We start from the raw sequence: 21,377 nt of genomic DNA, 5'->3' as shown, positions 1-21,377 counted from the left end.
GGTCTCAGTTCACGGCGGACGTCGCTTCGACATGTCGCGGTAGTGTCACCCGAATCCGGGTTCCGCGTTGGTGCTCGGGGTCAGCCGGGCTGTCGATGGTGATTTGTCCATAATGCTCTTCAACGATGGAATAGACCAGTGCAAGGCCCAGCCCTGTCCCTTCGCCCGGATCCTTGGTGGTGAAGAACGGTTCGAACAAGCGGTCCATGATTGCTTTCGGAATTCCGGTGCCTTCGTCTTCGACGATCAGATCGACCGTGTGTTCGGACGCTTCGCTCTTGACCCGCACCGCGCTGCCCGCAGGGGAAGCGTCGCGGGCGTTGGAGAGCAGGTTGATCAACACCTGGGCCAGACGTTGTGGATCGCCATCGACCCAATGCTCGGGGTTGCACAGGTTATAGAACTGCACCTCGAAATTGCGCCGATTGAGCGCGAGCAGACCAATGGCATCCTGAGCGACTTCGGCCAGGCACACCGCTTCATCACTGTGCTGGTGCCCGCCGGCATGGGCGAAACTCATCAACGACTGAACAATGCGCGACACGCGCTTGGTTTGCTCGATGATCTGGCTGCTGATCTCGGTCAGTTCGCTGTCGTCTTCACGCTCTTCGCGCAGGTTCTGCGCCAGACAGGCGATGCCGGTGATCGGGTTGCCGATCTCATGGGCGACGCCCGCGGCCAGGCGCCCAATGCTGGCCAGACGCTCGGAGTGGACCAGTTTGTCTTCGAGCATCTGAGTGTCGGTCAGATCTTCGACCAGCAACACAAGGCCGCTGTTACCGGGGGCGAGGGGTTCATCGATCGCCGCCTTGTGCAGGTTCAGCCAGCGGGTCTGGCCATCGAGCCCGAGACGTTGCTTGTGCAAATGCTCGTCCGGCAGATGGATGAAGCCCATCAGCAGCTCTTTCCAGGGATCGGCGATGGTCGACAGCCGGGACCCCACCACGCGTTGCGCACCAATGCCGGTGAGTTCTTCCATGGCCTTGTTCCACATCAGGATCTCTTGGTCCTTGGCCAGGGAGCACACGCCCATCGGCAGCTCCTGCAGGGTCTGGCGGTGATAGCGGCGCAGGGCGTCGAGCTCGGCGGCCAGCCCCGTGAGGCGCGAGTGGTAGTCCTCTAAACGGCTTTCGATGAAGTGGATGTCTTCGGTGACGTAGTTCTCGCTGCCTGATTTGTAGGGCAGGAAGGTTTCGACCATGTCTTGGGCGACGCTGGGGCCCATCAGGCCGGACAGATTGGCTTCGATCCTGTCGCGCAGGCGACGCAGCGCATATGGCCTGCGTTCGTCGAATGGCAGGTACAAATCACGCAGGGCCTGCTCGACTTCCTTCTGCGCGGCCTTGGCGCCCAACGGCTTGGCCAGTTGGGTGGCAAACTCCTGCGGAGACACAGCGTGCAATTCCCGACGTTGCGGGCGACGCACGTTGTCCACCGCGCACGCTTCGGCAGCGCTGGCTTCTTCCGGGCTGGGGTTGCTGAACAACGAGATCAGGGTGAACACCAATACGTTGGCCGCCAGCGAAGCAATCGCCGCCATGTGCCAACTGGTGTCATCCAGCACGTAAATCATGTTCAGTAACGGGATGTAGTAACCCTGCAGATTGCCGATCAGGGGTAGGAGCATGCTGACCAGCCAGACCGCCATCCCGGCCAGAAGCCCGGCCATGAACCCACGACGATTGGCTGCGGGCCAGTATAGCACTGACAATACACCGGGCAGGAATTGCAGCGTGGCGACGAAGGCGACGATGCCCAGGCTGGCGAGATTCTGCTGCGCGCCCAGCAAGAGATAGAAGCCATAGCCGGCCATGATGATCGCCACGATCAGCCCGCGACGTGTCCATTTCAGCCAGCGGTAGATGTTGCCTTCGGCGGGCGGCTGATAAAGCGGCAGCACCAGATGGTTAAGTGCCATGCCGGAGAGGGCGAGGGTGGTCACGATGATCAGACCGCTGGCCGCAGACAGACCGCCGACATAGGCCAGCAGTGCCAACGCTTTGTTGTTGGCTGCAATGCCGATGCCAAGCGTGAAGTATTCCGGGCTGGTGGTGGCGCCGAGTTTCAGGCCTGCCCACAGCACCAGCGGAACGGCCAGGCTCATCAGCAGCAGAAACAGCGGCAAACCCCAGCTGGCGCTGACCAGCGAGCGCGGGTTGAGGTTTTCAGTGAACGTCATGTGATACATGTGCGGCATGACGATGGCCGAGGCGAAAAACACCAGCAGCAGCGTGCGCCACGGGCCTTCCTGCAGCGGGGTGTGCAACGCGGCCAGTGCGCTCTGGTTCTGCAGCAGCCAGAGCTCCAGCTGCTGCGGGCCATCGAATACGCCGTACAGCGCGTAGAGGCCGATGCCGCCCATGGCCACCAGCTTGATCACCGATTCAAAGGCGATGGCGAAGACCAGCCCTTCGTGCTTCTCGCGTGTGGCAATGTGGCGCGATCCGAAGAAGATGGTGAACAGCGTGATCAGCGCGCAGAAGGCCAGGGCAACGCGGTTCTGCACCGGCTCACGGGTCAGGATCCCGATGGAATCGGCAACCGCTTGAATCTGCAGCGCCAGAAGCGGCAACACGCCAATGAGCATGAAGATTGTCGTGAGCGCGCCGGCCCAGGTGCTACGAAAACGAAAGGCGAACAGGTCGGCCAGCGACGACAGTTGATAGGTGCGGGTGATTTTCAGGATCGGGTAAAGCAGCACTGGTGCGAGCAGGAAAGCGCCGGAAACCCCGAGGTAGCTGGACAGAAAACCGTACCCGTATTCATACGCCAGGCCGACCGTCCCGTAGAACGCCCATGCGCTGGCATAAACGCCCAGCGACAGCGTGTACGTCAGCGGATGGCGAATGATCCAGCGAGGGATCACGCCGCGTTCGCTGATCCACGCCACGCCGAACAGCACCGACAGGTACGCGGCACTGACCAGGATCATCTGGGTCAGGCTAAAGCTCATCGGCATCTCGTTGGCTCTGCAGGATAAACGTCACCACAATGAGAATCAGCCACAGCATGTAGGGCCTGTACCAGGCGCCCGTCGCGTCGATCCACCAGTCCATGATGGCTGGGGAAAAGAGGTAGATGCCTACCACCAGAAGCAGGACCAATCGGTATATGTACATTTGGCCTCCCACCGTGAATAACCAGACAAGACAGCCCGAAGGTGCGGCATGGTAACGGATGCCGATCAGGCTGCAAGTGGCGTTTCGGCCACCGTTGCAGCGCAGTGTGGGGCAAGCGCTCTGGCTCAGTCTATTCGAGCTTCTTCAAGGGCGGTCACGTGGGGAATCAAAACGGCATTCCAGTGCGCGATGCCCCAGTCCAGCACGTCACGCGCGGTGGCCGATGTCAGCGTCTGGGGAGGTATTTGCCCCAACGCACGCAATGCCCGCAGCAACAAAGGCGTTGCCTGATCCGTGGGCAGCGGGGGCGAGCGATAGGATTTACCCAGCTTGTGGCCGTCCGGCTGCGTGATCAGCGGCACGTGCAGGTAACGCGGTTGCGGCAGGCCGAGCAGTTCCTGCAGGTAGAGCTGGCGCGGCGTGGAGTCGAGCAGGTCGGCGCCGCGGACGATATCGGTCACCCCTTGCCAGCCGTCGTCGAGCACAACCGCCAACTGATAGGCGTACAGGCCGTCGCGCCGGCGAATCACGAAGTCCCCGACGTCGCGGCCCAGGTGTTGGCGAAACTCACCCTGCACGCGATCAGTGAAGCGGTATTCCACCTCCGGAACGCGAATCCGGATCGCCGCATTGTCCGGGGAGTGGCCGGCGTCACGACAGAAGCCGGGATAGACACCCTTGAAACCTTCGAGCTGTTTGCGCGAACAGGTGCACGCGTAGGCCAGGCCTTGGCTGAACCAGCGGTTGATGATGGTTTGGTAGGCCTCGTGACGTTCGCTTTGCCGGACCAACTCGCCGTCCCATTCGAATCCGTAGCTTTCCAGGGTATCGAGAATGGCGGATTGGGCGCCGGCCACTTCACGGGGAGGGTCGAGGTCCTCCATGCGCATCAGCCATTTTCCACCGACTGAGCGTGCGTCGAGATAAGACGCCAGCGCCGCGACCAACGAGCCGAAGTGCAGATAACCGCTGGGGGTTGGCGCGAAGCGCCCTATATAAGAAGAAGGTTTCATGGCGGCGATGGTACGGGGCAAACCAAAACAACAAAAGGCGCCTAAGCGCCTTTTGTATCATCGAGAAATCAGATCACTTGCCGACCTGTTTTTCCTTGATCTCAGCCAATGTCTTGCAGTCGATGCACAGATCAGCCGTTGGACGTGCTTCCAGACGGCGAACACCGATTTCGATGCCGCAGGATTCGCACCAGCCATATTCTTCGTCAGTGATCAGCTGCAGGGTCTTGTCGATCTTCTTGATCAGCTTGCGCTCGCGATCTCGTGCGCGCAGTTCGAGGCTGAATTCTTCTTCCTGGCTGGCGCGATCCGCCGGATCAGGGAAGTTGGCGGCTTCGTCCTGCATGTGATGCATGGTCCGATCAACCTCTTGCATCAAGTCCTGCTTCCACTTGTTCAGGATTTTGACGAAGTGCTTACGCATGGGCTCGCCCATGTATTCCTCACCCTTAGTCGCAACGTAGGGTTCGAAACCACTGATCAGTTGACTGCTTTTTTGCTTTTCTGGGGTGGGCATGAAGGGACCGCCTCTCACTCATCTATCCATTGCGCAGGAATATAATCCATCGCCGACACCTGCCGGCCCTGCGGCTGCAAGCGGGCGAACTTACCAGATCAAATCGGAGCGCGCTACTCCCGGTTGTCGAGCATGACTCTGCGGCGCGCCTGTGGCTATGACCACAGCACGGGGGAGTTGGTTTGATATTTGTGAAGTGGGACACGTTTAGTCCTGCCGCGGTCGGCGTTGCGTTATTAACACGGCGGCACCTGGGGGCTGAGTGTGTTTTAAGCCTGTGTCGAGGTCATCGGTTGGGTAGAATCTCGCCATAGCGCCAACGTCTCTTAAAGGAAGAACAATGCCTCAGCCCTACAGTGCGCGCAGCCGCGCAATCGAGCCTTTTCATGTCATGGCGCTGCTGGCGCGGGCCAATGAACTGCAGGCGTCGGGGCACGACGTCATTCATCTGGAGATTGGCGAGCCTGATTTCACCACGGCCGAGCCCATCATCAAGGCCGGACAGGCCGCGCTGGCCGCCGGCAAAACCCGCTACACCGCCGCTCGGGGTCTGCCCCAGCTGCGCGAAGCCATTGCGGGCTTTTATGGGCAGCGCTACGGCGTCAACGTTGATCCCGAGCGGATTTTGATCACACCAGGCGGTTCCGGCGCATTGCTGCTGGCCGCAAGCTTGTTGGTTGATCCCGGCAAACACTGGCTGCTCGCCGATCCCGGCTATCCCTGCAATCGCCACTTCTTACGACTGGTTGAGGGGGCCGCGCAGTTGGTGCCGGTGGGTCCGGACGTACGCTATCAATTGACGGCGGACCTGGTGGCGCAGCACTGGAATGAAGACAGCGTCGGCGCCCTGGTGGCTTCGCCTGCCAACCCCACCGGTACGCTGCTGCACCGGGACGAACTGGCGGCATTGTCCGCAGCGCTCAAGGCTCGCAACGGTCATTTGGTGGTGGACGAGATCTATCACGGCCTGACCTATGGCAACGACGCCGCCAGCGTGCTGGAAGTGGACGACGACGCGTTCGTGCTCAACAGTTTTTCGAAATATTTCGGCATGACCGGCTGGCGTCTCGGCTGGCTGGTGGCACCCGCAGACGCCATCGGTGATCTCGAGAAGCTGGCGCAAAACCTCTACATCAGCGCACCGAGTATGGCGCAAAGTGCCGCACTGGCCTGTTTTGAGCCTGAAACGCTGGCCATTCTCGAGGAGCGTCGCGTCGAGTTTGGTCGCCGCCGTGACTTCCTGCTGCCAGCGCTGCGCGAACTGGGCTTCACCATCGCCGTGGAGCCCGAAGGGGCCTTCTACTTATATGCGGACATCAGTGCTTTCGGCGGCGATGCCTTTGCGTTCTGCCGACATTTCCTTGAGACCGAGCATGTGGCCTTCACCCCGGGACTTGATTTCGGCCGTTACCAGTCCGGGCATCATGTGCGCTTCGCCTATACGCAGAGCCTGCCGCGCCTGCAGGAGGCGGTCGAGCGCATTGGCCGTGGCTTGCGGAGCTGGCAAGGCTGATGCGGTTTTCTCCAGAGCTCGAAGAAGGTCGCCTGATTGTCCGCTACAAACGCTTTCTGGCCGACATCGAAACGGCCAGCGGCGAGCGCCTGACCATTCATTGCCCCAACACCGGCTCGATGTTCAATTGCATGGCGCCGGGGGGGCGGGTGTGGTTCAGCCGCTCCAACGACCCTAAGCGCAAGCTGCCCGGTACGTGGGAAATCAGTGAGACACCGCAAGGACGTTTCGCCTGCGTCAACACCGGACGGGCCAACAAGCTGGTCGAGGAAGCGTTGCTGGCGGGTGTCATCACCGAGTTGAACGGCTTCACCGCACTCAAGCGCGAAGTGGCGTACGGCGTTGAAAACAGCCGTGTCGACTTCCGCCTGGATTACCCCGCCGGCCCGCTGTTTCTTGAGGTCAAGAGCGTGACCCTGGGCTTTGACGGTTCGGCGGTTGCGGCGTTTCCGGATGCCGTCACCCAGCGTGGCGCGCGGCATTTGCGTGAATTGGCGGCGCTGGCGAGGGATGGCGTACGGGCAGTCTTGCTTTATTGCGTCAATCTCACGGGCATCGAAGCGGTGCGTCCTGCAGAAGAAATAGACGCCGCTTACGCCAGTGCGCTGCGTGAGGCTGTCGCTGCCGGCGTTGAAGTGTTGGCCTACGGGGTGCAATTGACGCCGGATGAGGTGCGCATCGACCGCCGGCTGGAGGTGCATCTGGACGCTGCACCGGTTACTCCGCTGCCGGTGGCGTGACCCAGATGCCCTGACCGTCCTCGCGACACTCGAGGGCGGTCAGGGATTTGCCCTCGCAGGGGCCGGCGATGCATTCACCGTCTTCGATCAAGAACAGTGCGCCGTGGGTCGCGCACTGGATCAGGCTGGCGCTGCTGTCGAGAAACTGGTCGGGCAACCATTCCAGCCCGACTCCGCGATGGGGGCAGCGATTCTTGTAGACATAGACCTGCCCGGCCCTTCGCACGGCAAGGATCGGCACCCCGGCCAATTCGAAGCCGCGGCTTTGACCGTCTGGAACGTGGTTTCCTTCACACAGGAATTTCAGGGGGAGTCTCCTTGAAGCGCGTATTTTCATAGTGGATCAGCTAGCGGCTCGTACTCAGTCTGGCAGCTGTTACCGGCTAATTGTGTTCATTATCTTGCATTCGTCCATTGCGCGGCGTTGCAGGACTTTGCCTAAAGACATTTCCTGCAATGCTGTCGTCCACTTCCTTTGTGGTCGCCTGCCGGGTCATGCAGCTCCGCGCTCGTTTATGGTTCGCCCTTGAAAGCCTTGAGGGGGATGCGATGAGCGGCAGTAACGATGAACTGGCTCAGCAAATGATTGGGCTGCTTGAATTGACGTCGATGCACAGAGACGACACGCCGGAACGGATCATTGCCCTTTGCCAGCGAGGGCTCACACCCTTCGGACCTGTCGCGGCGGTCTGCGTTTTGCCGCAGTTTGTCGGGCTGGCGCGGCGGACATTGGACCGGGAGCAGGCACACGGCATCAGCGTTGTGGCGGCGGTTAACTTTCCGGGAGGGACGGGGAGTGCTCGGTCGGTTGAGTCCGAAACCCGGTCGGCACTGATGGCGGGCGCCGACGAGATCGATCTGGTGTACCCCTTTCGCATGCAAATGGCCGGCGGCGAATGCGTGGGTACCGAGGTGATAGTGGCTTGCAGGGATGCCTGCCACGGGCATGCCCGGCTGACTGTGACGCTGGAGACAGGCGTGTTGAGCGATCCGCAGGTGATCCATGATGTCTGCCGGCACGTCATTGCGTTCGGCCCTGCGTTCATCAAGACCAGCACCGGAAAGGCTATCGTCAATGCGACCCCGCAAGCTTCGCGCATCATGATCGAAGCCATTGCCGAGGCGGGCGGACAGGTCGGGCTCAAGCCGTTCGGTGGCATTCGGACGCTGGCAGAGGCAAACGTCTATCTGGAGATGGCGCGTACACGCTTCGGCGCGCTTTGGCTGCAACCTGACAGGCTGCGCATCGGCGCCACCAGTTTGCTGGATGACGTGCTGCTGCATTTGGGGCTGTGGGAATGAGGATGGACCTGCCCCTGCGCGCCTGCTCTGCGGCTTGCCTGAACGGTAAAAAAAGCGCAAAAAAAGACCCGGCAAAGAGCCGGGTCAAAAACCGTGATTAGCCTGATGAGGAGATAATCTGAAAGTCCGAACCAAGGAGCCTTTCAAGTTACCGTCCAGTCTCGCGACCGGATGTGATAATCATAGTGATTCTCATTTGTAAGTCAACAGGGAGCAGCAAACTATTTTCAGACGATGCTGATTCAAGGGTCGACTTGGAGTTTAAGGGCTTCTTTACGCTCAACCGACAGTGCGCTCCAGTGCTGGTCCTCAAGCGCGCCTTCAAGGGCATACAGCAACGTTTTCGAAACGTTGAAGCCTCGGGTCTTGACGGCCCGATAGGCATTGACGGCCCCAAGGCGGCGCAGATCGGCGGTGCTGTGAATGCCGGAGGCGTGCAGCCATTGAGCAGAGGTCTTGCCGAGGTTTTTCAATTGCCGCAGTTCATCATCCATGTTGCCTCCTTGGCGTGGTGCTGCTCCGTTAACGCAATGACAAATGACTAAACCCAGATCCGTCTGAATAAAGTGTAGGAAATCTGTGGTGCATGGCTAACGCGGGAGCCTGTTCAGGCGCCAGACGGTCGATGATCGAGAGGAAATAACGCCAGCCGGTAGCGTCCCCCGGTCTTCAAATACCGGATGGGAGGGACATCGAATATCAACGCGTGCGATAGCGCAGGCGAGTGCCGAAATTCATCGACATCAGAATTTCATCGGCGCTGAGTTCCGGCGGGAAGTAGGTTCCCGATATCTGCGCATGGGCGATACTCGCGCCTTCCAGCGACGATGTGCGCAGATCAACACCACGGAGGTCGGCCGAGCGGAAGTAGGCATCCGTGAAATCGATGCCCTCCGCATCCAGTTCGCGCAGATCCAGGCCGCGGAAGTCGCCTCCCGACAGGTCTATAGGTCCGGTTCGCGGACGCTGGAGATTGAAGGCTGCAACGTCGTCTTTATGCAGTAACGAATAAAGCGCGGAATCGAGGCGTTTTGGCTGGCTCATGGGGCGTCTCCACTGTTCGTATTTTGACGCCAGTATAGTGCCACCACCGACGAGCCGTGAAGGGAGATCGATCACGACTCGACTGCCGGTGTGTCCGGGGTTTACAACCCTGGCAGGCACTCCCGAATGTGCGCGACCAGCCCATCCAGATCGGAGCTGATGTGGGTTTCGACGTGGGTGCTGCTCAGGATTTCCAATGCAGTCAACGGCTCTCGAGAGGCCTGCTGTGCCTGGATAACGGAGATTGTTGCGTCAGACGGATCCTCATTTTTCGCCTGACGCTGCTGCAGCCAGCCCTCGATCACGGCCTGCGGGGCTGTGCAATCGATGATCAGCAGCGGGGCGCCGGTCGCTTCGGCGACTTTGGCGGCGCTTTCACGTTGCGCTTGCTTGAGGTAAGTGGCATCGATCACGACCGGGAAACCCGCGCGCAGGACGACTGCTGCCAGCTGATGCAGGCGCTCGTAAGTCGCCGCGCTCACATCGTCGGCATAAAGGTCTTCTTTATCAGCAAACAGACGCTTGCGCTCGACGTCCGAACGCAGGCGAACCGCGCCCAACGCTTCCACCAGGCGCATGGCGACGTGGCTCTTGCCCACCGCTGAAACGCCATGGGTAATCGCCAGAAAGTGTGAAGGAATGGCGCTGTAACTCTCGGCCAGATTGGCGTAGTTGCGGTATTGGCGCAGGATCGTACCGCGTTGGACGGCGTCGGCGTCCGCCGGCAGACCGAACAACGCGACTTTTGCCCGAACCAGTGCGCGATAGGCCTTGTAGAAATTCAGCAGTTCAAGCCCCGCATAATCGCCGGTCTTTTCCAGGTACTGAGTGATCAGGCGGCGCGAGTGAGCCTTCATGCCACGATCTTCAAGGTCCATCGCAAGGAATCCGATGTCCGCGTAGACATCAGTCATCCGAAACGGCTCGTTGAACTCGATGCAGTCAAAAATCACGACCTTGCCATCGATCAGCGTGGCGTTGCCCAGGTGGATATCGCCATGGCATTCCCGGATGAAGCCGTCAGTCTTGCGCTGATCGAGCAGTGGCTTGAGGCGTTCGAAGCTTGCATCGGCCCAGCCCTGCAGAGCCTGCAGTTGAGTGAGATCGGCTTTTTCTGTCAGGAACGGACGAATCTGCTCGAAGTTCTGGGTCACCGGTGCCATTACCGCTTCCGGGGTGCCCAGTGGATGATCGACCGGAACGCGAGGTGCGTTGAGGTGGAAGTCCGCAATCTGCGTGGCCAGTTCATCGATCTGTGCCGTGGTCAGTTCGCCGTTGGCCTGGAGAGTGCTGAGCAACCCTTCCTGCGGGAACTGGCGCATTTTCAGCACGTATTCGATGGCTTCACCGGAGCCGCCCAGTGTCGGCTGGTCAACGGTGCCTGTTACAGGCAGCACTTCCAGATACAAATCCTGGGTCAGACGCTGGTTCAACCGCAGCTCTTCGTTGCAGAAGTGCTGGCGCGCCGAAAGCTCGGTGAAATCCAGAAAACCGAAATTAACCGGTTTCTTCATTTTGTAAACGTAGGGGCCAGTGAGCAGAACCCATGAGATATGCGTCTCGATGACTTGAAAACGCTCGATCGGATGAGAGAACAGGGCAGGGTTCTGCAGGGCGGCGATCAGTGACTGGCTCACGGGCGATCCTTCAAGGGGGTAATAGGCGGTAATAACGGCTAAAAAAGAGGGCCATTATGGCCGCTCGGCGCATCGCTGCAAACCGCCGTGAGGGTGGTCTGCCGATCACCCGGAAAATGCGTATAATCCGCCGCCATGACCCGTACCCGCACCCCCAAGAAATCCCCCAAACCCGCCAACAGCCGCCTTCGCTCGCTATTAGGCTGGGCGTTGAAGCTCAGTCTTGTTGGCCTGGTGATCCTCGCCTGCTTTGCCGTTTACCTTGATTCGATCGTCCAGGAAAAATTTTCCGGCAAGCGCTGGACTATTCCGGCCAAGGTCTACGCCCGACCGCTCGAGTTGTTCGTAGGGCAAAAACTGTCCCGTGATGACTTCCTGATTGAGCTCGATGCACTCGGCTATCGCCGTGAAAGCGTGGCCAACGGCCCGGGCGCTGCTGCGGTCAGCGGTAACACGGTCGATCTCAATACGCGGGGATTCCAGTTCTACGAAGGGGCAGACCCGGCACAGCAGATTCGCGTCCGCTTCTCCGGGGACTACGTCGCCGACCTGACGTCCGCCAACGGCGCAAAGCTTGCTGTGGCGCGCCTTGAACCGCTGATGATTGGCGGTCTGTACCCGAAAAACCTGGAAGACCGCATTCTGATCAAGCTCGATCAGGCACCGCCCTACCTGCTTGACACGCTGGTGACGGTCGAAGACCGCGATTTCTACCACCACTTTGGTGTGTCGCCCAAATCCATTGCCCGTGCGTTCTGGGTCAATGCGTCGGCCGGGCAGATGCGTCAGGGCGGCAGCACCTTGACCCAACAGCTGGTCAAGAACTTCTACCTGACCAACGAACGCAGCATCACGCGCAAGCTGACCGAGGCCATGATGGCCATCTTGCTGGAGATTCATTACAGCAAACAGGAAATCCTGGAGGCGTACCTCAACGAGGTGTTCGTGGGCCAGGATGGGCAGCGTGCGGTCCATGGCTTCGGGCTGGCCAGTCAGTATTTCTTTAGCCAGCCGTTGTCCGAGCTCAAGCTTCATCAAGTGGCGCTGTTGGTCGGGCTGGTCAAAGGGCCTTCCTATTACAACCCGCGTCGCAACCCGGAGCGCTCCCTTGAGCGACGCAACCTGGTGCTGGATCTACTTGAACAGCAGGGCGTAGCAACACCGGAAGCGGTTGCGGCAGCGAAGAAGATGCCGCTGGGCGTGACCAAGACCGGTTCGCTGGCGGACAGTTCGTTCCCCGGGTTCCTCGATCTGGTCAAACGCCAGTTGCGCGAAGACTATCGCGACGAAGACTTGACCGAGGAAGGCCTGCGAATCTTCACCAGCTTCGACCCGATCCTGCAGATGAAGTCCGAGTCGGCGATGAAGGAAACCTTCGCTCGCCTCGCCGGGCGCAAGGGCTCGGATGAAATGGAAGGGGCCATGGTCGTGACCAACCCTGAAACCGGTGAAGTCCAGGCGCTGATCGGCAGCCGTCAGGCGGGGTTTGCCGGCTTCAACCGCGCTATCGATGCCGTCCGGCCCATTGGCTCTCTGGTTAAACCGGCGATCTACCTGACTGCGCTGGAGCAACCGTCCAAGTACACGCTGACCAGCTGGATCCCGGACGAACCATTCTCGGTCAAGGGCGCCGATGGCCAGGTCTGGAAACCGCAGAATTTCGATCACAAGGCCCACGGCAATATTTTCCTGTACCAGGGGCTGGCGCATTCCTACAACCTGTCCAGCGCCAAGCTGGGCCTGGATCTGGGTGTGCCGACCGTGTTCAAGACACTGAACAAGCTGGGTATCACCCGCGAATGGCCGACCTATCCGTCGATGCTGTTGGGGGCGGGGGCGTTGAGCCCGATGGAAGTCGCCGTCATGTACCAGACCATCGCCAACGGCGGCTTCAACACGCCGATGCGCGGGATTCGCAGCGTGTTGACGGCCGAGGGCGAACCGCTCAAGCGCTATCCATTCCAGATTCAACAGCGCTTCGATCCGGGCTCCATCTATTTGCTGCAGAACGCCATGCAGCGCGTGATGCGTGAAGGTACGGGCCGGTCGGTCTACAACACGCTGTCGGCTAATCTCAATCTGGCGGGCAAGTCCGGGACCACCAATGACTCGCGCGACAGCTGGTTTGCCGGCTTCAGTCAGGATTTACTGGCGGTGGTGTGGCTTGGGCGCGACGATAACGGGAAGACCCCGTTCACCGGCGCCACCGGGGCGTTGCAGGTCTGGACCAGCTTCATGAAAAAAGCCGATCCATTGCCGCTGGACATGGCGCTGCCCGGTAACGTCGTGCAGGCCTGGGTCGATGCCAGCACCGGACAGGGCAGCGATGCCGGGTGCCCGAATGCCGTACAGATGCCGTATATTCGCGGCAGTGAGCCTCAGCCCGGTCCTGCGTGCGGTGGCAACTCCGCACCCGCCGAGGTGATGGATTGGGTCAAAGGCTGGTTGAACTAAGCGAAGAGGGTGTGAAGTGAACAAGTGGTGGATTCCAGCTTTAACGGCTCTGGCTTTGCTCAATGGTTGTGCCAGTCAAACGCGCAGCGCGATTCCGGTGGTTGATTCCGGTTCCCGCATCTCCAATGGCGAGCGCGTATCTGCAACCCGTAACAATACCTATCCAGCGGCGGCCCCGACCCGTGCGCAGCCGCAGTCGATCACTGAGGATTCAGGCGTCGTTGTGATGGTGCCGGGCGGTGGTGCAACGACGTCCGCTGCGCCGATCCAAGCGTTTACCCCGCCGATCGATACGGCTCCGGTCAATACCGCGCCGATCAATACATCGCCGGTCAGTCAGGCGCCAGCCGGCACGACCTACAACATGCCGGCTCCCGCGAGCAATACCTACACCGCTCCGGCCCCGACCGCACCGAGCGGTATCCCGTCGTCGGGTGGCCTGTCGGCCGACGAGCAACTTGATGGGCCGGTGCTGGCACTTCTGACCACCGCTCAAAAACAACAGAGCAGTGGCGACCTCAATGGTGCTTCGTCGAGCCTGGAGCGCGCTCAGCGTGTTGCGCCTCGGGAGCCGCAGGTGCTTTATCGTCTGGCGCAAGTGCGTCTGGCCCAAGGTGATGCCTCGCAGGCCGAGCAGTTGGCGCAGCGCGGTCTTACCTACGCGAACGGGCGTGCCAGTCTGCAGGCCAGTTTGTGGAACCTCATCGCCCAGGCTCGCGAAAAACAGGGTGATGCCTCCGGCGCTGCGCTCGCGCGCCAGAAAGCCAAGGTCAGCCTCTGATGGATAAACGTTTTCCGCAGATTGCCGACCACTTGCTGCTGATCGAGCGAGAGCTGCGTGTGCTCGGCCTGTGGAAAGACATCCCGCCCAATGACGAAGCACTCGCCAGTCGTGAGCCGTTTTGTGTGGACACACTGGACTTCGATCAGTGGTTGCAGTGGATTTTCCTGCCGCGCATGAAGACCATTCTTGAGCAGGACCTGCCGCTGCCCAACGCGTCAGGCATTCTGGAGATGGCCCAGATGGTCTACTCCGGTCGCGCCGTGGAGACGCGGGCCCTGCAAGGTCTGTTGGCGCAGTTTGATCGGCTGATCACCGAGGCGACCTGAGGATCAAAGGCAATTAGCGGAGATGGCCTGCTTGAGGTCCGTGATGCGGGCCTGACGCTCTTCCTCCGTAAAGCGCTTGATCTCACCGTCGACCTCCTCGCGAACCCGTGGATTGTTCTGAAACTGCGACAGATTGGTCCGGGCGGCGTTGCAATACACGGCGCGTTTGGCTTCCTGGTCAGCCACCTGTTTTTTCACCTTGGCATCCACCGCCTCTTGTTCGCCTTTCGGGTCCGGCAACGGCGCTGGCTGGGAGGCGGGGGGAGGGGCCGACACTGCTTTCTGGGTATGAATTTCCTGAGCCTGCTGGCCGGCTGGCGGCTGGGCGTCGAAATGTGTGACACCCTGGGCATCGACCCATTTGTAAATCTGGGCGGCCTGGGCGAGAGGACCGATAGCCAGCGCCAACGCGGCCGTGAAAATCTTCCAGCGCATACTGCTCCCTTGGCGTCGATTTTGATAAATAGTGCCTTGGCACGCTATCACACGCCGGCCTGATCGACTGCCTCTTGGTGCTTATTCATGCGCTTGCACTGAAGAAAGGTAACGGATGACTTGACTTGGCGGGGTCGAATCACAACAATCCAAAGTTCGCTGTAGAAGGACTGCCAGAAGCAGGCCATCTCGGTAGATCATGAGGCGCACACCCGCGCCGACCTGTAACACCCGCAACGCGTTACCTCGCGCTGGGTGGGAAAGCCCCGAAACACTTAAGGGGGGACCCCAATACTTGCTCAGTCAGTGCTGACGTAGTCGGCGACCACCGTCGCTCATGCTCTGCTTTGCAGTAAACCTATTAGACCCGTCTGCCAACGAGTGGACGGTATTCTGGCGTTTTAGAGGTGAACAACGTGGAGCTTTTATCTGGCGCTGAAATGGTCGTCCGCTTTTTGCGTGACGAAGGCGTTGAGCACATCTATGGGTACCCAGGCGGTGCCCTCCTGCATATTTACGATGCCCTGTACAAAGAACCGTCTGTGAGCCACATCCTTGTTCGTCACGAACAGGCGGCTACACATATGGCCGACGGTTACGCTCGCGCCACGGGTAAAGCCGGCGTGGTGCTGGTGACGTCCGGCCCGGGTGCAACCAACGCCATCACAGGTATTGCCACCGCCTACATGGACTCCATTCCGATGGTGGTCTTGTCAGGTCAGGTTGCCAGCACCCTGGTCGGCACCGACGCATTCCAGGAAACCGACATGATCGGTATCTCCCGCCCGATCGTGAAGCACAGCTTCATGATCAAGCACCCGTCGGAAATTCCGGAAGTGCTTAAAAAGGCGTTTTACCTGGCGCAGTCCGGTCGTCCTGGTCCCGTTGTCGTCGACATCCCCAAAGACATGACCAACCCGGCCGAGAAGTTCGAGTACGTTTTCCCGAAGAAAGCCAAGCTGCGTTCGTATAGCCCGGCAGTCCGTGGTCATTCGGGACAGATCCGCAAGGCTGTGGAAATGCTCCTGGCGGCCAAGCGTCCGGTGATTTATGCCGGCGGCGGCGTGATCATGGGTAACGGCTCCGCGCCGTTGACCGAGTTGGCTCAAGCGCTGAACGCTCCCGTCACCAACACGTTGATGGGCCTGGGTTGCTATCCGGGCAGCGATCGCCAGTTCGTCGGCATGCTCGGCATGCATGGCAGCTACACCGCCAACCTGACGATGCACCACGCCGATGTGATCCTGGCGGTGGGCGCACGTTTCGATGACCGCGTGATCAATGGTGCGGCGAAGTTCTGCCCGAACGCCAAGGTGATCCATATCGACATCGATCCGGCATCCATCTCCAAGACCATCAAAGCCGACGTCCCCATCGTCGGGCCGGTCGAAAGCGTACTGACCGAAATGGTTGCTACCTTCAAAGAGATTGGCGAGGCCCCGAACAAGGAGTCCGTTGCCAGTTGGTGGAAGCAGATCGAGGAATGGCGCGGTGATCGGGAGATGTTCCCGTATAACCACGGCGACGGCAGTGTCATCAAGCCGCAGACGGTTATCGAGACCTTGTGTGAAGTGACCAAGGGCGATGCCTACGTCACCTCCGACGTTGGCCAGCATCAGATGTTCGCCGCTCAGTACTATCGCTTTAACAAGCCTAACCGGTGGATCAACTCTGGCGGCCTGGGCACCATGGGCTTCGGTTTCCCGGCGGCGATGGGCGTCAAGCTGAGCTTCCCGGAAGCCGATGTAGCGTGTGTCACCGGCGAAGGCAGCATCCAGATGAACATCCAGGAGCTGTCGACCTGCCTGCAGTACGGGCTGCCGGTCAAAATCATCCTGCTCAACAACGGTGTGCTGGGGATGGTCCGCCAATGGCAGGACATGAGCTACAGCGGTCGCCACTCGCATTCCTACATGGAGTCGCTGCCTGACTTCGTGAAGCTGGTGGAAGCTTATGGCCACGTCGGCATGAAGATCACCGATCTGAAAGACCTGAAGCCCAAGATGGAAGAGGCGTTTGCCATGACCGATCGACTGGTGTTCATGGATATTCAGGTTGATGTTTCCGAGCACGTTTATCCGATGCAGATCAAAGACGGCTCCATGCGCGATATGTGGCTGAGCAAGACGGAGCGGACTTAATCATGCGCCACATTATTTCGCTATTGCTGGAAAACGAACCGGGCGCCTTGTCTCGCGTCGTCGGCCTGTTCTCGCAGCGCAACTACAACATCGAAAGCCTGACAGTGGCACCGACCGAAGACCCGACGTTGTCGCGTCTGACGTTGACCACGGTGGGTCACGATGAGGTGATCGAGCAAATCACCAAGAACCTCAACAAACTGGTTGAAGTGGTCAAGCTGGTCGATTTGTCGGAAAGCGCGCACATCGAGCGTGAGCTGATGCTGATCAAGGTGAAAGCCATGGGTGCTCAACGCGCTGAAATCAAGCGCACCACCGATATATTCCGTGGCCAGATCGTTGACGTTTCCGCCAGCGTGTACACCGTGCAGCTCACCGGCACGAGCGACAAACTCGATAGCTTCATTCAGGCCATTGGCACTGCTGCCATCCTGGAAACAGTACGCAGCGGCGTTACGGGTATTGCCCGCGGCGACAAAGTGCTGAGCATCTAACTCAATTTAGCGAATGGCCTGAACGGCCAAGATAACAGGGGTATTTCATGAAAGTTTATTACGACAAAGACTGCGACCTTTCCATCATCCAGGGTAAGAAAGTCGCCATCATCGGTTACGGTTCCCAAGGCCACGCTCAGGCGTGCAACCTGAAAGACTCCGGCGTTGATGTCACTGTCGGACTGCGCAAGGGTTCTGCCACTGTCGCCAAGGCTGAAGCCCATGGCCTGAAAGTGACTGATGTTGCTTCTGCCGTTGCTGCTGCTGATCTGGTCATGATCCTGACCCCGGACGAATTCCAGTCCGCGTTGTACAAGAACGAAGTCGAGCCGAACCTCAAGAAGGGCGCCACCCTGGCTTTCTCCCATGGCTTCGCGATCCACTACAACCAGGTTGTGCCGCGCGCTGACCTGGACGTGATCATGATTGCGCCAAAAGCACCGGGTCACACCGTGCGTACCGAGTTCGTCAAAGGCGGCGGTATCCCTGACCTGATCGCGATCTATCAGGATGCCTCAGGCAACGCGAAAAACGTTGCGCTGTCTTACGCTTCGGGTGTGGGTGGCGGCCGTACCGGTATCATTGAAACCACGTTCAAGGACGAAACCGAAACCGACCTGTTTGGCGAACAAGCCGTACTGTGCGGCGGTACCGTCGAGCTGGTCAAAGCCGGTTTCGAAACCCTGGTTGAAGCAGGCTATGCGCCAGAAATGGCTTATTTCGAATGCCTGCACGAACTGAAGTTGATCGTTGACCTCATGTACGAAGGCGGTATCGCCAACATGAACTACTCGATCTCCAACAACGCCGAGTACGGCGAATACGTGACCGGCCCTGAAGTCATCAACGCTGAATCCCGCCAGGCCATGCGCAACGCGCTGAAGCGCATCCAGGACGGTGAGTACGCCAAGATGTTCATCAGCGAAGGCGCAACCGGCTATCCGTCGATGACCGCCAAGCGTCGCAACAACGCCAACCACGGCATTGAAATCATCGGCGAGCAATTGCGCTCGATGATGCCTTGGATCGCGGCGAACAAGATCGTCGATAAAGCCAAGAACTGAGTTCGGTTCTTGTAGAGGGGGTCTTCAAATCCCCTGAAAAAACGCGGCCTGAGGGTCGCGTTTTTTCGTTATGGGGGCTCATCTGGTATAAAGCTGCATCGTTTGCCGACGTAGCGTCGCAAGCACCAGTCGAAATTTCACAGCTGCAAGGTATTGTTTATGAGCGAACGTTCCGAAGAGCCGAACACGGCCTCTGACGCCGAAAGCCTGTTACCGATCGACGAGCATATTGAAGAAGGTCACGATGATGAGGGCCGCAAGGTGCGTCATCGCGGGATCTATCTGCTGCCCAATCTATTTACCACCGCCAACCTGTTTGCCGGTTTCTACTCCATCATCAGCTCCATGAGCGCCCAGAGTGCGATGAGCGCCGGAGATCCGGTAGGCGCGAGCAAGTACTTCGCGTTCGCGGCCATAGCGATTTTTGTCGCCATGGTGCTGGACGGGCTGGACGGCCGCGTCGCTCGCATGACCAATACCCAAAGTGCGTTTGGCGCCGAGTACGACTCGCTGTCCGACATGGTCGCTTTCGGTGTCGCGCCTGCATTACTGGCTTTTGGTTGGGCGTTGGGCGACATGGGCAAGGTGGGCTGGATGGTCGCCTTTATCTACGTGGCGGGTGCTGCGTTGCGTCTGGCGCGGTTCAACACTCAGGTGGGCAAGGCCGACAAGCGCTACTTCATCGGCTTGGCCAGTCCTGCGGCAGCGGGTGTCGTCGCAGGTACAGTATGGGCATTCAGTGACTTCGGCATCCAAGGCTCGAAAATGTCGTTCCTGGTGGCGCTGCTGGTGGCGGCTGCCGGCATGCTGATGGTCAGCAACATCAAGTACAACAGCTTCAAGGAATTCGACCTGAAGGGGCGCGTGCCATTTGTCGCCATTCTTGCAGTAGTTTTAGTGTTTGCTGTGGTGTTTAGCGATCCACCTCGCATTTTGCTGCTAATTTTTCTCGCTTATGCCGCTTCGGGTCCAGTCCAGTACCTGCTGCGCTTACGTCGGCATAAATAGAACCCACGCTTCAATTTCCCGCATACTCCGCAGTCTATAGGTGCATCAGTTCCCCATAGTTGCGGAGTCATTATGCTGATCAAGTTGCCGTCTGCGTCCGATTGCAAAGAGTCGGATGTCACGCCTGAATCCATTTACCTCTCTCGCCGTACTCTGCTCGGAGCATCCGCAGCGGGGCTGGCCATGAGCGCGCTGCCGCGGTGGGCTTCCGCGGCTGATGTCTCTCACTATTCGGACGTCGAACCTGGCGCTGCGCCCCAATGGTTCAAGGACAAGCTGCCTGATACCAAATGGCAAGCTGTTAACGTCAAAGACGAAGCGATCACGCCCTTCAAAGATGCCACGCACTACAACAACTTCTACGAGTTCGGCACCGACAAGGGTGATCCGGCCCAAAATGCTGGCTCGCTTAAACCCGAGCCGTGGAGCGTTGTCATTGATGGGGAGGTGGGCAAGCCCGGGCGCTATGCGCTTGAGGACTTCATGAAGCCCTATCAACTGGAAGAACGGATCTACCGGCTGCGTTGCGTAGAAGCCTGGTCGATGGTGATTCCCTGGATCGGTTTTCCCATTTCTGAACTGCTCAAGCAGGTCGAGCCCACCTCGAACGCCAAATACATCCGCTTCGAGACGCTTCAGGATCCCAAGGTCATGCCGGGGCAGCGCTCAGGTTTTGCGCTTATCGACTGGCCTTATGTAGAAGGGCTGCGACTGGATGAAGCGATGAACCCGCTGGCGATACTTGCCGTGGGAATGTACGGACGTGAGTTACCTAATCAGAACGGTGCGCCGTTAAGGTTGATCGTGCCCTGGAAGTACGGCTTCAAGAGCGTGAAGTCGATCGTTCGTATCAGTCTGGTGAGCGAGCAGCCCAAGACCACTTGGCAAAGTATCGCTGCGAATGAGTACGGCTTTTACGCGAACGTGAATCCCACGGTCGATCATCCGCGTTGGACACAAGCGCGTGAGCGTCGTCTGCCCAGCGGGCTGTTCAGTCCGAATGTACGACAGACCGAAATGTTTAATGGCTATGGCGAGCAGGTTGCCGCGCTTTATACGGGCCTGGATCTGCGGAAAAATTATTGATGCGTTTTCTGTACTGGCGGTTAGGCGTGTTCGTGGCGTGCTGTATTGCGCCAGTATTGTGGTTGTACCAGGCCTGGATCTTTGCGCTGGGGCCTGATCCTGGAAAAGTCTTGGTAGATCGTCTGGGGTTGGGGACGCTGATCTTGCTGCTGATCACCTTAGCGATGACTCCCTTGCAGCGTATGACCGGCTGGCCGGGCTGGATCGTCGTGCGACGTCAGTTGGGGTTGTGGTGCTTTGCTTATGTGGTGATGCATATGACGGGCTATGCGTTTTTCATCCTGGGCCTGGATTGGGGTCAGTTGGGCGTGGAATTGGTCAAGCGGCCCTACGTCATTGTCGGAAGTATCGCGTTCTTGTGCCTGCTTGCGCTGGCAGTCACCTCCAATCGATACAGCCAGCGACGTCTCGGAGCTCGCTGGAAAAAGCTGCACCGGCTTATTTATGTGATTTTGGGGCTCGGCTTGCTCCATTTCCTGTGGATTGTCAGGGCGGATCTAAAAGAATGGTCCTTGTATGCAGGTATTGGGGCATTGTTGATTTTGCTTCGAGTGCCCGTCATTGCTCGGCGAATCCCCCGTTTTAATGCTCGTAAGTCAGCAGTTGGAACCAAAGCATAAATAAAGGGTTGACGGCCCTCAGTATCTGTCTATAATTCGCCCCACTTCCGGCGCAGACGAAACGGAAAACTTCTTGTTAA

The 21,377-nt window shown here is 59.1% G+C and carries 21 protein-coding genes; 12 read left to right on the top strand and 9 right to left on the bottom strand.

The genetic code is table 11. The features are described 5' to 3' along the window. Nucleotides 1-4 precede the first annotated feature (4 nt). The 4 genes from ABQX22_RS14700 to dksA form a co-directional block, all read right to left on the bottom strand. A complete protein-coding gene (locus ABQX22_RS14700; protein WP_349800589.1) occupies nucleotides 5-2,953 on the bottom strand; it encodes a sensor histidine kinase in 2,949 nt (982 codons plus the stop codon). After that, a complete protein-coding gene (locus ABQX22_RS14695; protein ID WP_002552060.1) occupies nucleotides 2,943-3,119 on the bottom strand; it encodes a hypothetical protein in 177 nt (58 codons plus the stop codon). The genes ABQX22_RS14700 and ABQX22_RS14695 overlap by 11 nt, the downstream gene beginning before the upstream one ends. A 125-nt stretch (nucleotides 3,120-3,244) precedes the next feature. Further along, complete coding sequence (gluQRS, locus tag ABQX22_RS14690) at nucleotides 3,245-4,132, bottom strand: tRNA glutamyl-Q(34) synthetase GluQRS (protein ID WP_349800588.1); 888 nt, start codon at nucleotides 4,130-4,132, stop codon at nucleotides 3,245-3,247. A gap of 73 nt (nucleotides 4,133-4,205) precedes the next feature. After that, nucleotides 4,206-4,649, bottom strand: a complete 444-nt coding sequence (dksA, locus tag ABQX22_RS14685; protein ID WP_349800587.1) for an RNA polymerase-binding protein DksA — start codon at nucleotides 4,647-4,649, stop codon at nucleotides 4,206-4,208. 340 nt (nucleotides 4,650-4,989) lie between these two features. Between dksA and ABQX22_RS14680 the strand changes: the two genes are divergently transcribed. Next, complete coding sequence (locus ABQX22_RS14680; protein ID WP_349800586.1) at nucleotides 4,990-6,162, top strand: pyridoxal phosphate-dependent aminotransferase; 1,173 nt, start codon at nucleotides 4,990-4,992, stop codon at nucleotides 6,160-6,162. Beyond that, nucleotides 6,162-6,902 (top strand): DNA/RNA nuclease SfsA, encoded by a 741-nt coding sequence (sfsA, locus tag ABQX22_RS14675; RefSeq protein WP_349800585.1) that lies wholly within the window; start codon nucleotides 6,162-6,164, stop codon nucleotides 6,900-6,902. The genes ABQX22_RS14680 and sfsA overlap by 1 nt, the downstream gene beginning before the upstream one ends. Here sfsA and ABQX22_RS14670 read toward each other — a convergent pair. Next, entirely contained in the window at nucleotides 6,880-7,239 is a 360-nt protein-coding gene (locus ABQX22_RS14670) for a Rieske (2Fe-2S) protein (RefSeq protein ID WP_349800584.1), read from the bottom strand. The genes sfsA and ABQX22_RS14670 overlap by 23 nt on opposite strands. A 119-nt stretch (nucleotides 7,240-7,358) precedes the next feature. Between ABQX22_RS14670 and deoC the strand changes: the two genes are divergently transcribed. Beyond that, entirely contained in the window at nucleotides 7,359-8,204 is an 846-nt protein-coding gene (gene deoC / locus ABQX22_RS14665; RefSeq protein WP_349800583.1) for a deoxyribose-phosphate aldolase, read from the top strand. Between the two features lie 242 nt (nucleotides 8,205-8,446). Here deoC and ABQX22_RS14660 read toward each other — a convergent pair whose 3' ends face one another. The 3 genes from ABQX22_RS14660 to ABQX22_RS14650 all read right to left on the bottom strand — a co-directional run bounded on the left by ABQX22_RS14660 (nucleotide 8,447) and on the right by ABQX22_RS14650 (nucleotide 10,885). After that, entirely contained in the window at nucleotides 8,447-8,698 is a 252-nt protein-coding gene (locus ABQX22_RS14660) for a TfoX/Sxy family protein (RefSeq protein WP_349800582.1), read from the bottom strand. A 205-nt stretch (nucleotides 8,699-8,903) separates the two neighbouring features. Beyond that, nucleotides 8,904-9,248: a pentapeptide repeat-containing protein gene (locus ABQX22_RS14655; protein WP_349800581.1), complete on the bottom strand. Its 345-nt coding sequence runs from the start codon at nucleotides 9,246-9,248 to the stop codon at nucleotides 8,904-8,906. 101 nt (nucleotides 9,249-9,349) lie between these two features. Beyond that, nucleotides 9,350-10,885 (bottom strand): AAA family ATPase, encoded by a 1,536-nt coding sequence (locus ABQX22_RS14650; RefSeq protein WP_349800580.1) that lies wholly within the window; start codon nucleotides 10,883-10,885, stop codon nucleotides 9,350-9,352. A gap of 135 nt (nucleotides 10,886-11,020) precedes the next feature. Between ABQX22_RS14650 and mrcB the strand changes: the two genes are divergently transcribed. The 3 genes from mrcB to ABQX22_RS14635 are packed head-to-tail and all read left to right on the top strand — an operon-like array spanning nucleotide 11,021 to nucleotide 14,449. Beyond that, a complete protein-coding gene (mrcB, locus tag ABQX22_RS14645) occupies nucleotides 11,021-13,339 on the top strand; it encodes a penicillin-binding protein 1B (RefSeq protein ID WP_349800579.1) in 2,319 nt (772 codons plus the stop codon). 16 nt (nucleotides 13,340-13,355) lie between these two features. Next, nucleotides 13,356-14,120, top strand: a complete 765-nt coding sequence (locus ABQX22_RS14640; RefSeq protein ID WP_349800578.1) for a tetratricopeptide repeat protein — start codon at nucleotides 13,356-13,358, stop codon at nucleotides 14,118-14,120. After that, nucleotides 14,120-14,449 carry a YqcC family protein gene (locus ABQX22_RS14635; RefSeq protein WP_349800577.1) on the top strand — a complete coding sequence of 110 codons (330 nt, stop codon included), beginning with the start codon at nucleotides 14,120-14,122 and terminating at the stop codon, nucleotides 14,447-14,449. The genes ABQX22_RS14640 and ABQX22_RS14635 overlap by 1 nt, the downstream gene beginning before the upstream one ends. A gap of 3 nt (nucleotides 14,450-14,452) precedes the next feature. Here ABQX22_RS14635 and ABQX22_RS14630 read toward each other — a convergent pair whose 3' ends face one another. Further along, on the bottom strand, nucleotides 14,453-14,884 hold the full coding sequence (locus ABQX22_RS14630; RefSeq protein WP_349800576.1) for a DUF4124 domain-containing protein: 432 nt from the start codon (nucleotides 14,882-14,884) through the stop codon (nucleotides 14,453-14,455). Between the two features lie 407 nt (nucleotides 14,885-15,291). Here ABQX22_RS14630 and ABQX22_RS14625 point away from each other — a divergent pair, with 407 nt between their 5' ends. From ABQX22_RS14625 to msrQ, 6 genes are all read left to right on the top strand, one after another. After that, nucleotides 15,292-17,025, top strand: coding sequence for an acetolactate synthase 3 large subunit (locus ABQX22_RS14625; protein ID WP_349800575.1), 1,734 nt, complete (start codon nucleotides 15,292-15,294; stop codon nucleotides 17,023-17,025). Nucleotides 17,026-17,027: 2 nt separating this feature from the next. Continuing rightward, nucleotides 17,028-17,519, top strand: a complete 492-nt coding sequence (ilvN, locus tag ABQX22_RS14620) for an acetolactate synthase small subunit (protein ID WP_349800574.1) — start codon at nucleotides 17,028-17,030, stop codon at nucleotides 17,517-17,519. A gap of 47 nt (nucleotides 17,520-17,566) precedes the next feature. Then, nucleotides 17,567-18,583, top strand: coding sequence for a ketol-acid reductoisomerase (ilvC, locus tag ABQX22_RS14615; RefSeq protein ID WP_349800573.1), 1,017 nt, complete (start codon nucleotides 17,567-17,569; stop codon nucleotides 18,581-18,583). A 159-nt stretch (nucleotides 18,584-18,742) separates the two neighbouring features. Beyond that, complete coding sequence (gene pssA, locus ABQX22_RS14610; RefSeq protein ID WP_349800572.1) at nucleotides 18,743-19,591, top strand: CDP-diacylglycerol--serine O-phosphatidyltransferase; 849 nt, start codon at nucleotides 18,743-18,745, stop codon at nucleotides 19,589-19,591. Nucleotides 19,592-19,669: 78 nt separating this feature from the next. Then, complete coding sequence (gene msrP, locus ABQX22_RS14605) at nucleotides 19,670-20,677, top strand: protein-methionine-sulfoxide reductase catalytic subunit MsrP (protein ID WP_441005297.1); 1,008 nt, start codon at nucleotides 19,670-19,672, stop codon at nucleotides 20,675-20,677. After that, entirely contained in the window at nucleotides 20,677-21,297 is a 621-nt protein-coding gene (gene msrQ / locus ABQX22_RS14600) for a protein-methionine-sulfoxide reductase heme-binding subunit MsrQ (protein ID WP_349800570.1), read from the top strand. Before msrP ends, msrQ begins: the two co-directional genes overlap by 1 nt. Nucleotides 21,298-21,377: the final 80 nt, after the last annotated feature.

Origin of the sequence: Xanthomonas sp. WHRI 1810A (genome assembly GCF_040202885.1) — a bacterium.
GTDB lineage: Bacteria > Pseudomonadota > Gammaproteobacteria > Pseudomonadales > Pseudomonadaceae > Aquipseudomonas.
Note: the sequence above shows the minus strand (reverse complement) of the source record. Positions and strands in the feature narration are given on the sequence as shown.

Coding starts and splice junctions, on each gene's coding strand:
- ABQX22_RS14700 (WP_349800589.1), bottom strand. CDS start 2,953: ATGAGCTTTAGCCTGACCCAGATGATCCTGGTCAGTGCCGCGTACCTG.
- ABQX22_RS14695 (WP_002552060.1), bottom strand. CDS start 3,119: ATGTACATATACCGATTGGTCCTGCTTCTGGTGGTAGGCATCTACCTC.
- gluQRS (WP_349800588.1), bottom strand. CDS start 4,132: ATGAAACCTTCTTCTTATATAGGGCGCTTCGCGCCAACCCCCAGCGGT.
- dksA (WP_349800587.1), bottom strand. CDS start 4,649: ATGCCCACCCCAGAAAAGCAAAAAAGCAGTCAACTGATCAGTGGTTTC.
- ABQX22_RS14680 (WP_349800586.1), top strand. CDS start 4,990: ATGCCTCAGCCCTACAGTGCGCGCAGCCGCGCAATCGAGCCTTTTCAT.
- sfsA (WP_349800585.1), top strand. CDS start 6,162: ATGCGGTTTTCTCCAGAGCTCGAAGAAGGTCGCCTGATTGTCCGCTAC.
- ABQX22_RS14670 (WP_349800584.1), bottom strand. CDS start 7,239: ATGAAAATACGCGCTTCAAGGAGACTCCCCCTGAAATTCCTGTGTGAA.
- deoC (WP_349800583.1), top strand. CDS start 7,359: ATGCTGTCGTCCACTTCCTTTGTGGTCGCCTGCCGGGTCATGCAGCTC.
- ABQX22_RS14660 (WP_349800582.1), bottom strand. CDS start 8,698: ATGGATGATGAACTGCGGCAATTGAAAAACCTCGGCAAGACCTCTGCT.
- ABQX22_RS14655 (WP_349800581.1), bottom strand. CDS start 9,248: ATGAGCCAGCCAAAACGCCTCGATTCCGCGCTTTATTCGTTACTGCAT.
- mrcB (WP_349800579.1), top strand. CDS start 11,021: ATGACCCGTACCCGCACCCCCAAGAAATCCCCCAAACCCGCCAACAGC.
- ABQX22_RS14635 (WP_349800577.1), top strand. CDS start 14,120: ATGGATAAACGTTTTCCGCAGATTGCCGACCACTTGCTGCTGATCGAG.
- ABQX22_RS14630 (WP_349800576.1), bottom strand. CDS start 14,884: ATGCGCTGGAAGATTTTCACGGCCGCGTTGGCGCTGGCTATCGGTCCT.
- ilvN (WP_349800574.1), top strand. CDS start 17,028: ATGCGCCACATTATTTCGCTATTGCTGGAAAACGAACCGGGCGCCTTG.
- ilvC (WP_349800573.1), top strand. CDS start 17,567: ATGAAAGTTTATTACGACAAAGACTGCGACCTTTCCATCATCCAGGGT.
- pssA (WP_349800572.1), top strand. CDS start 18,743: ATGAGCGAACGTTCCGAAGAGCCGAACACGGCCTCTGACGCCGAAAGC.
- msrQ (WP_349800570.1), top strand. CDS start 20,677: ATGCGTTTTCTGTACTGGCGGTTAGGCGTGTTCGTGGCGTGCTGTATT.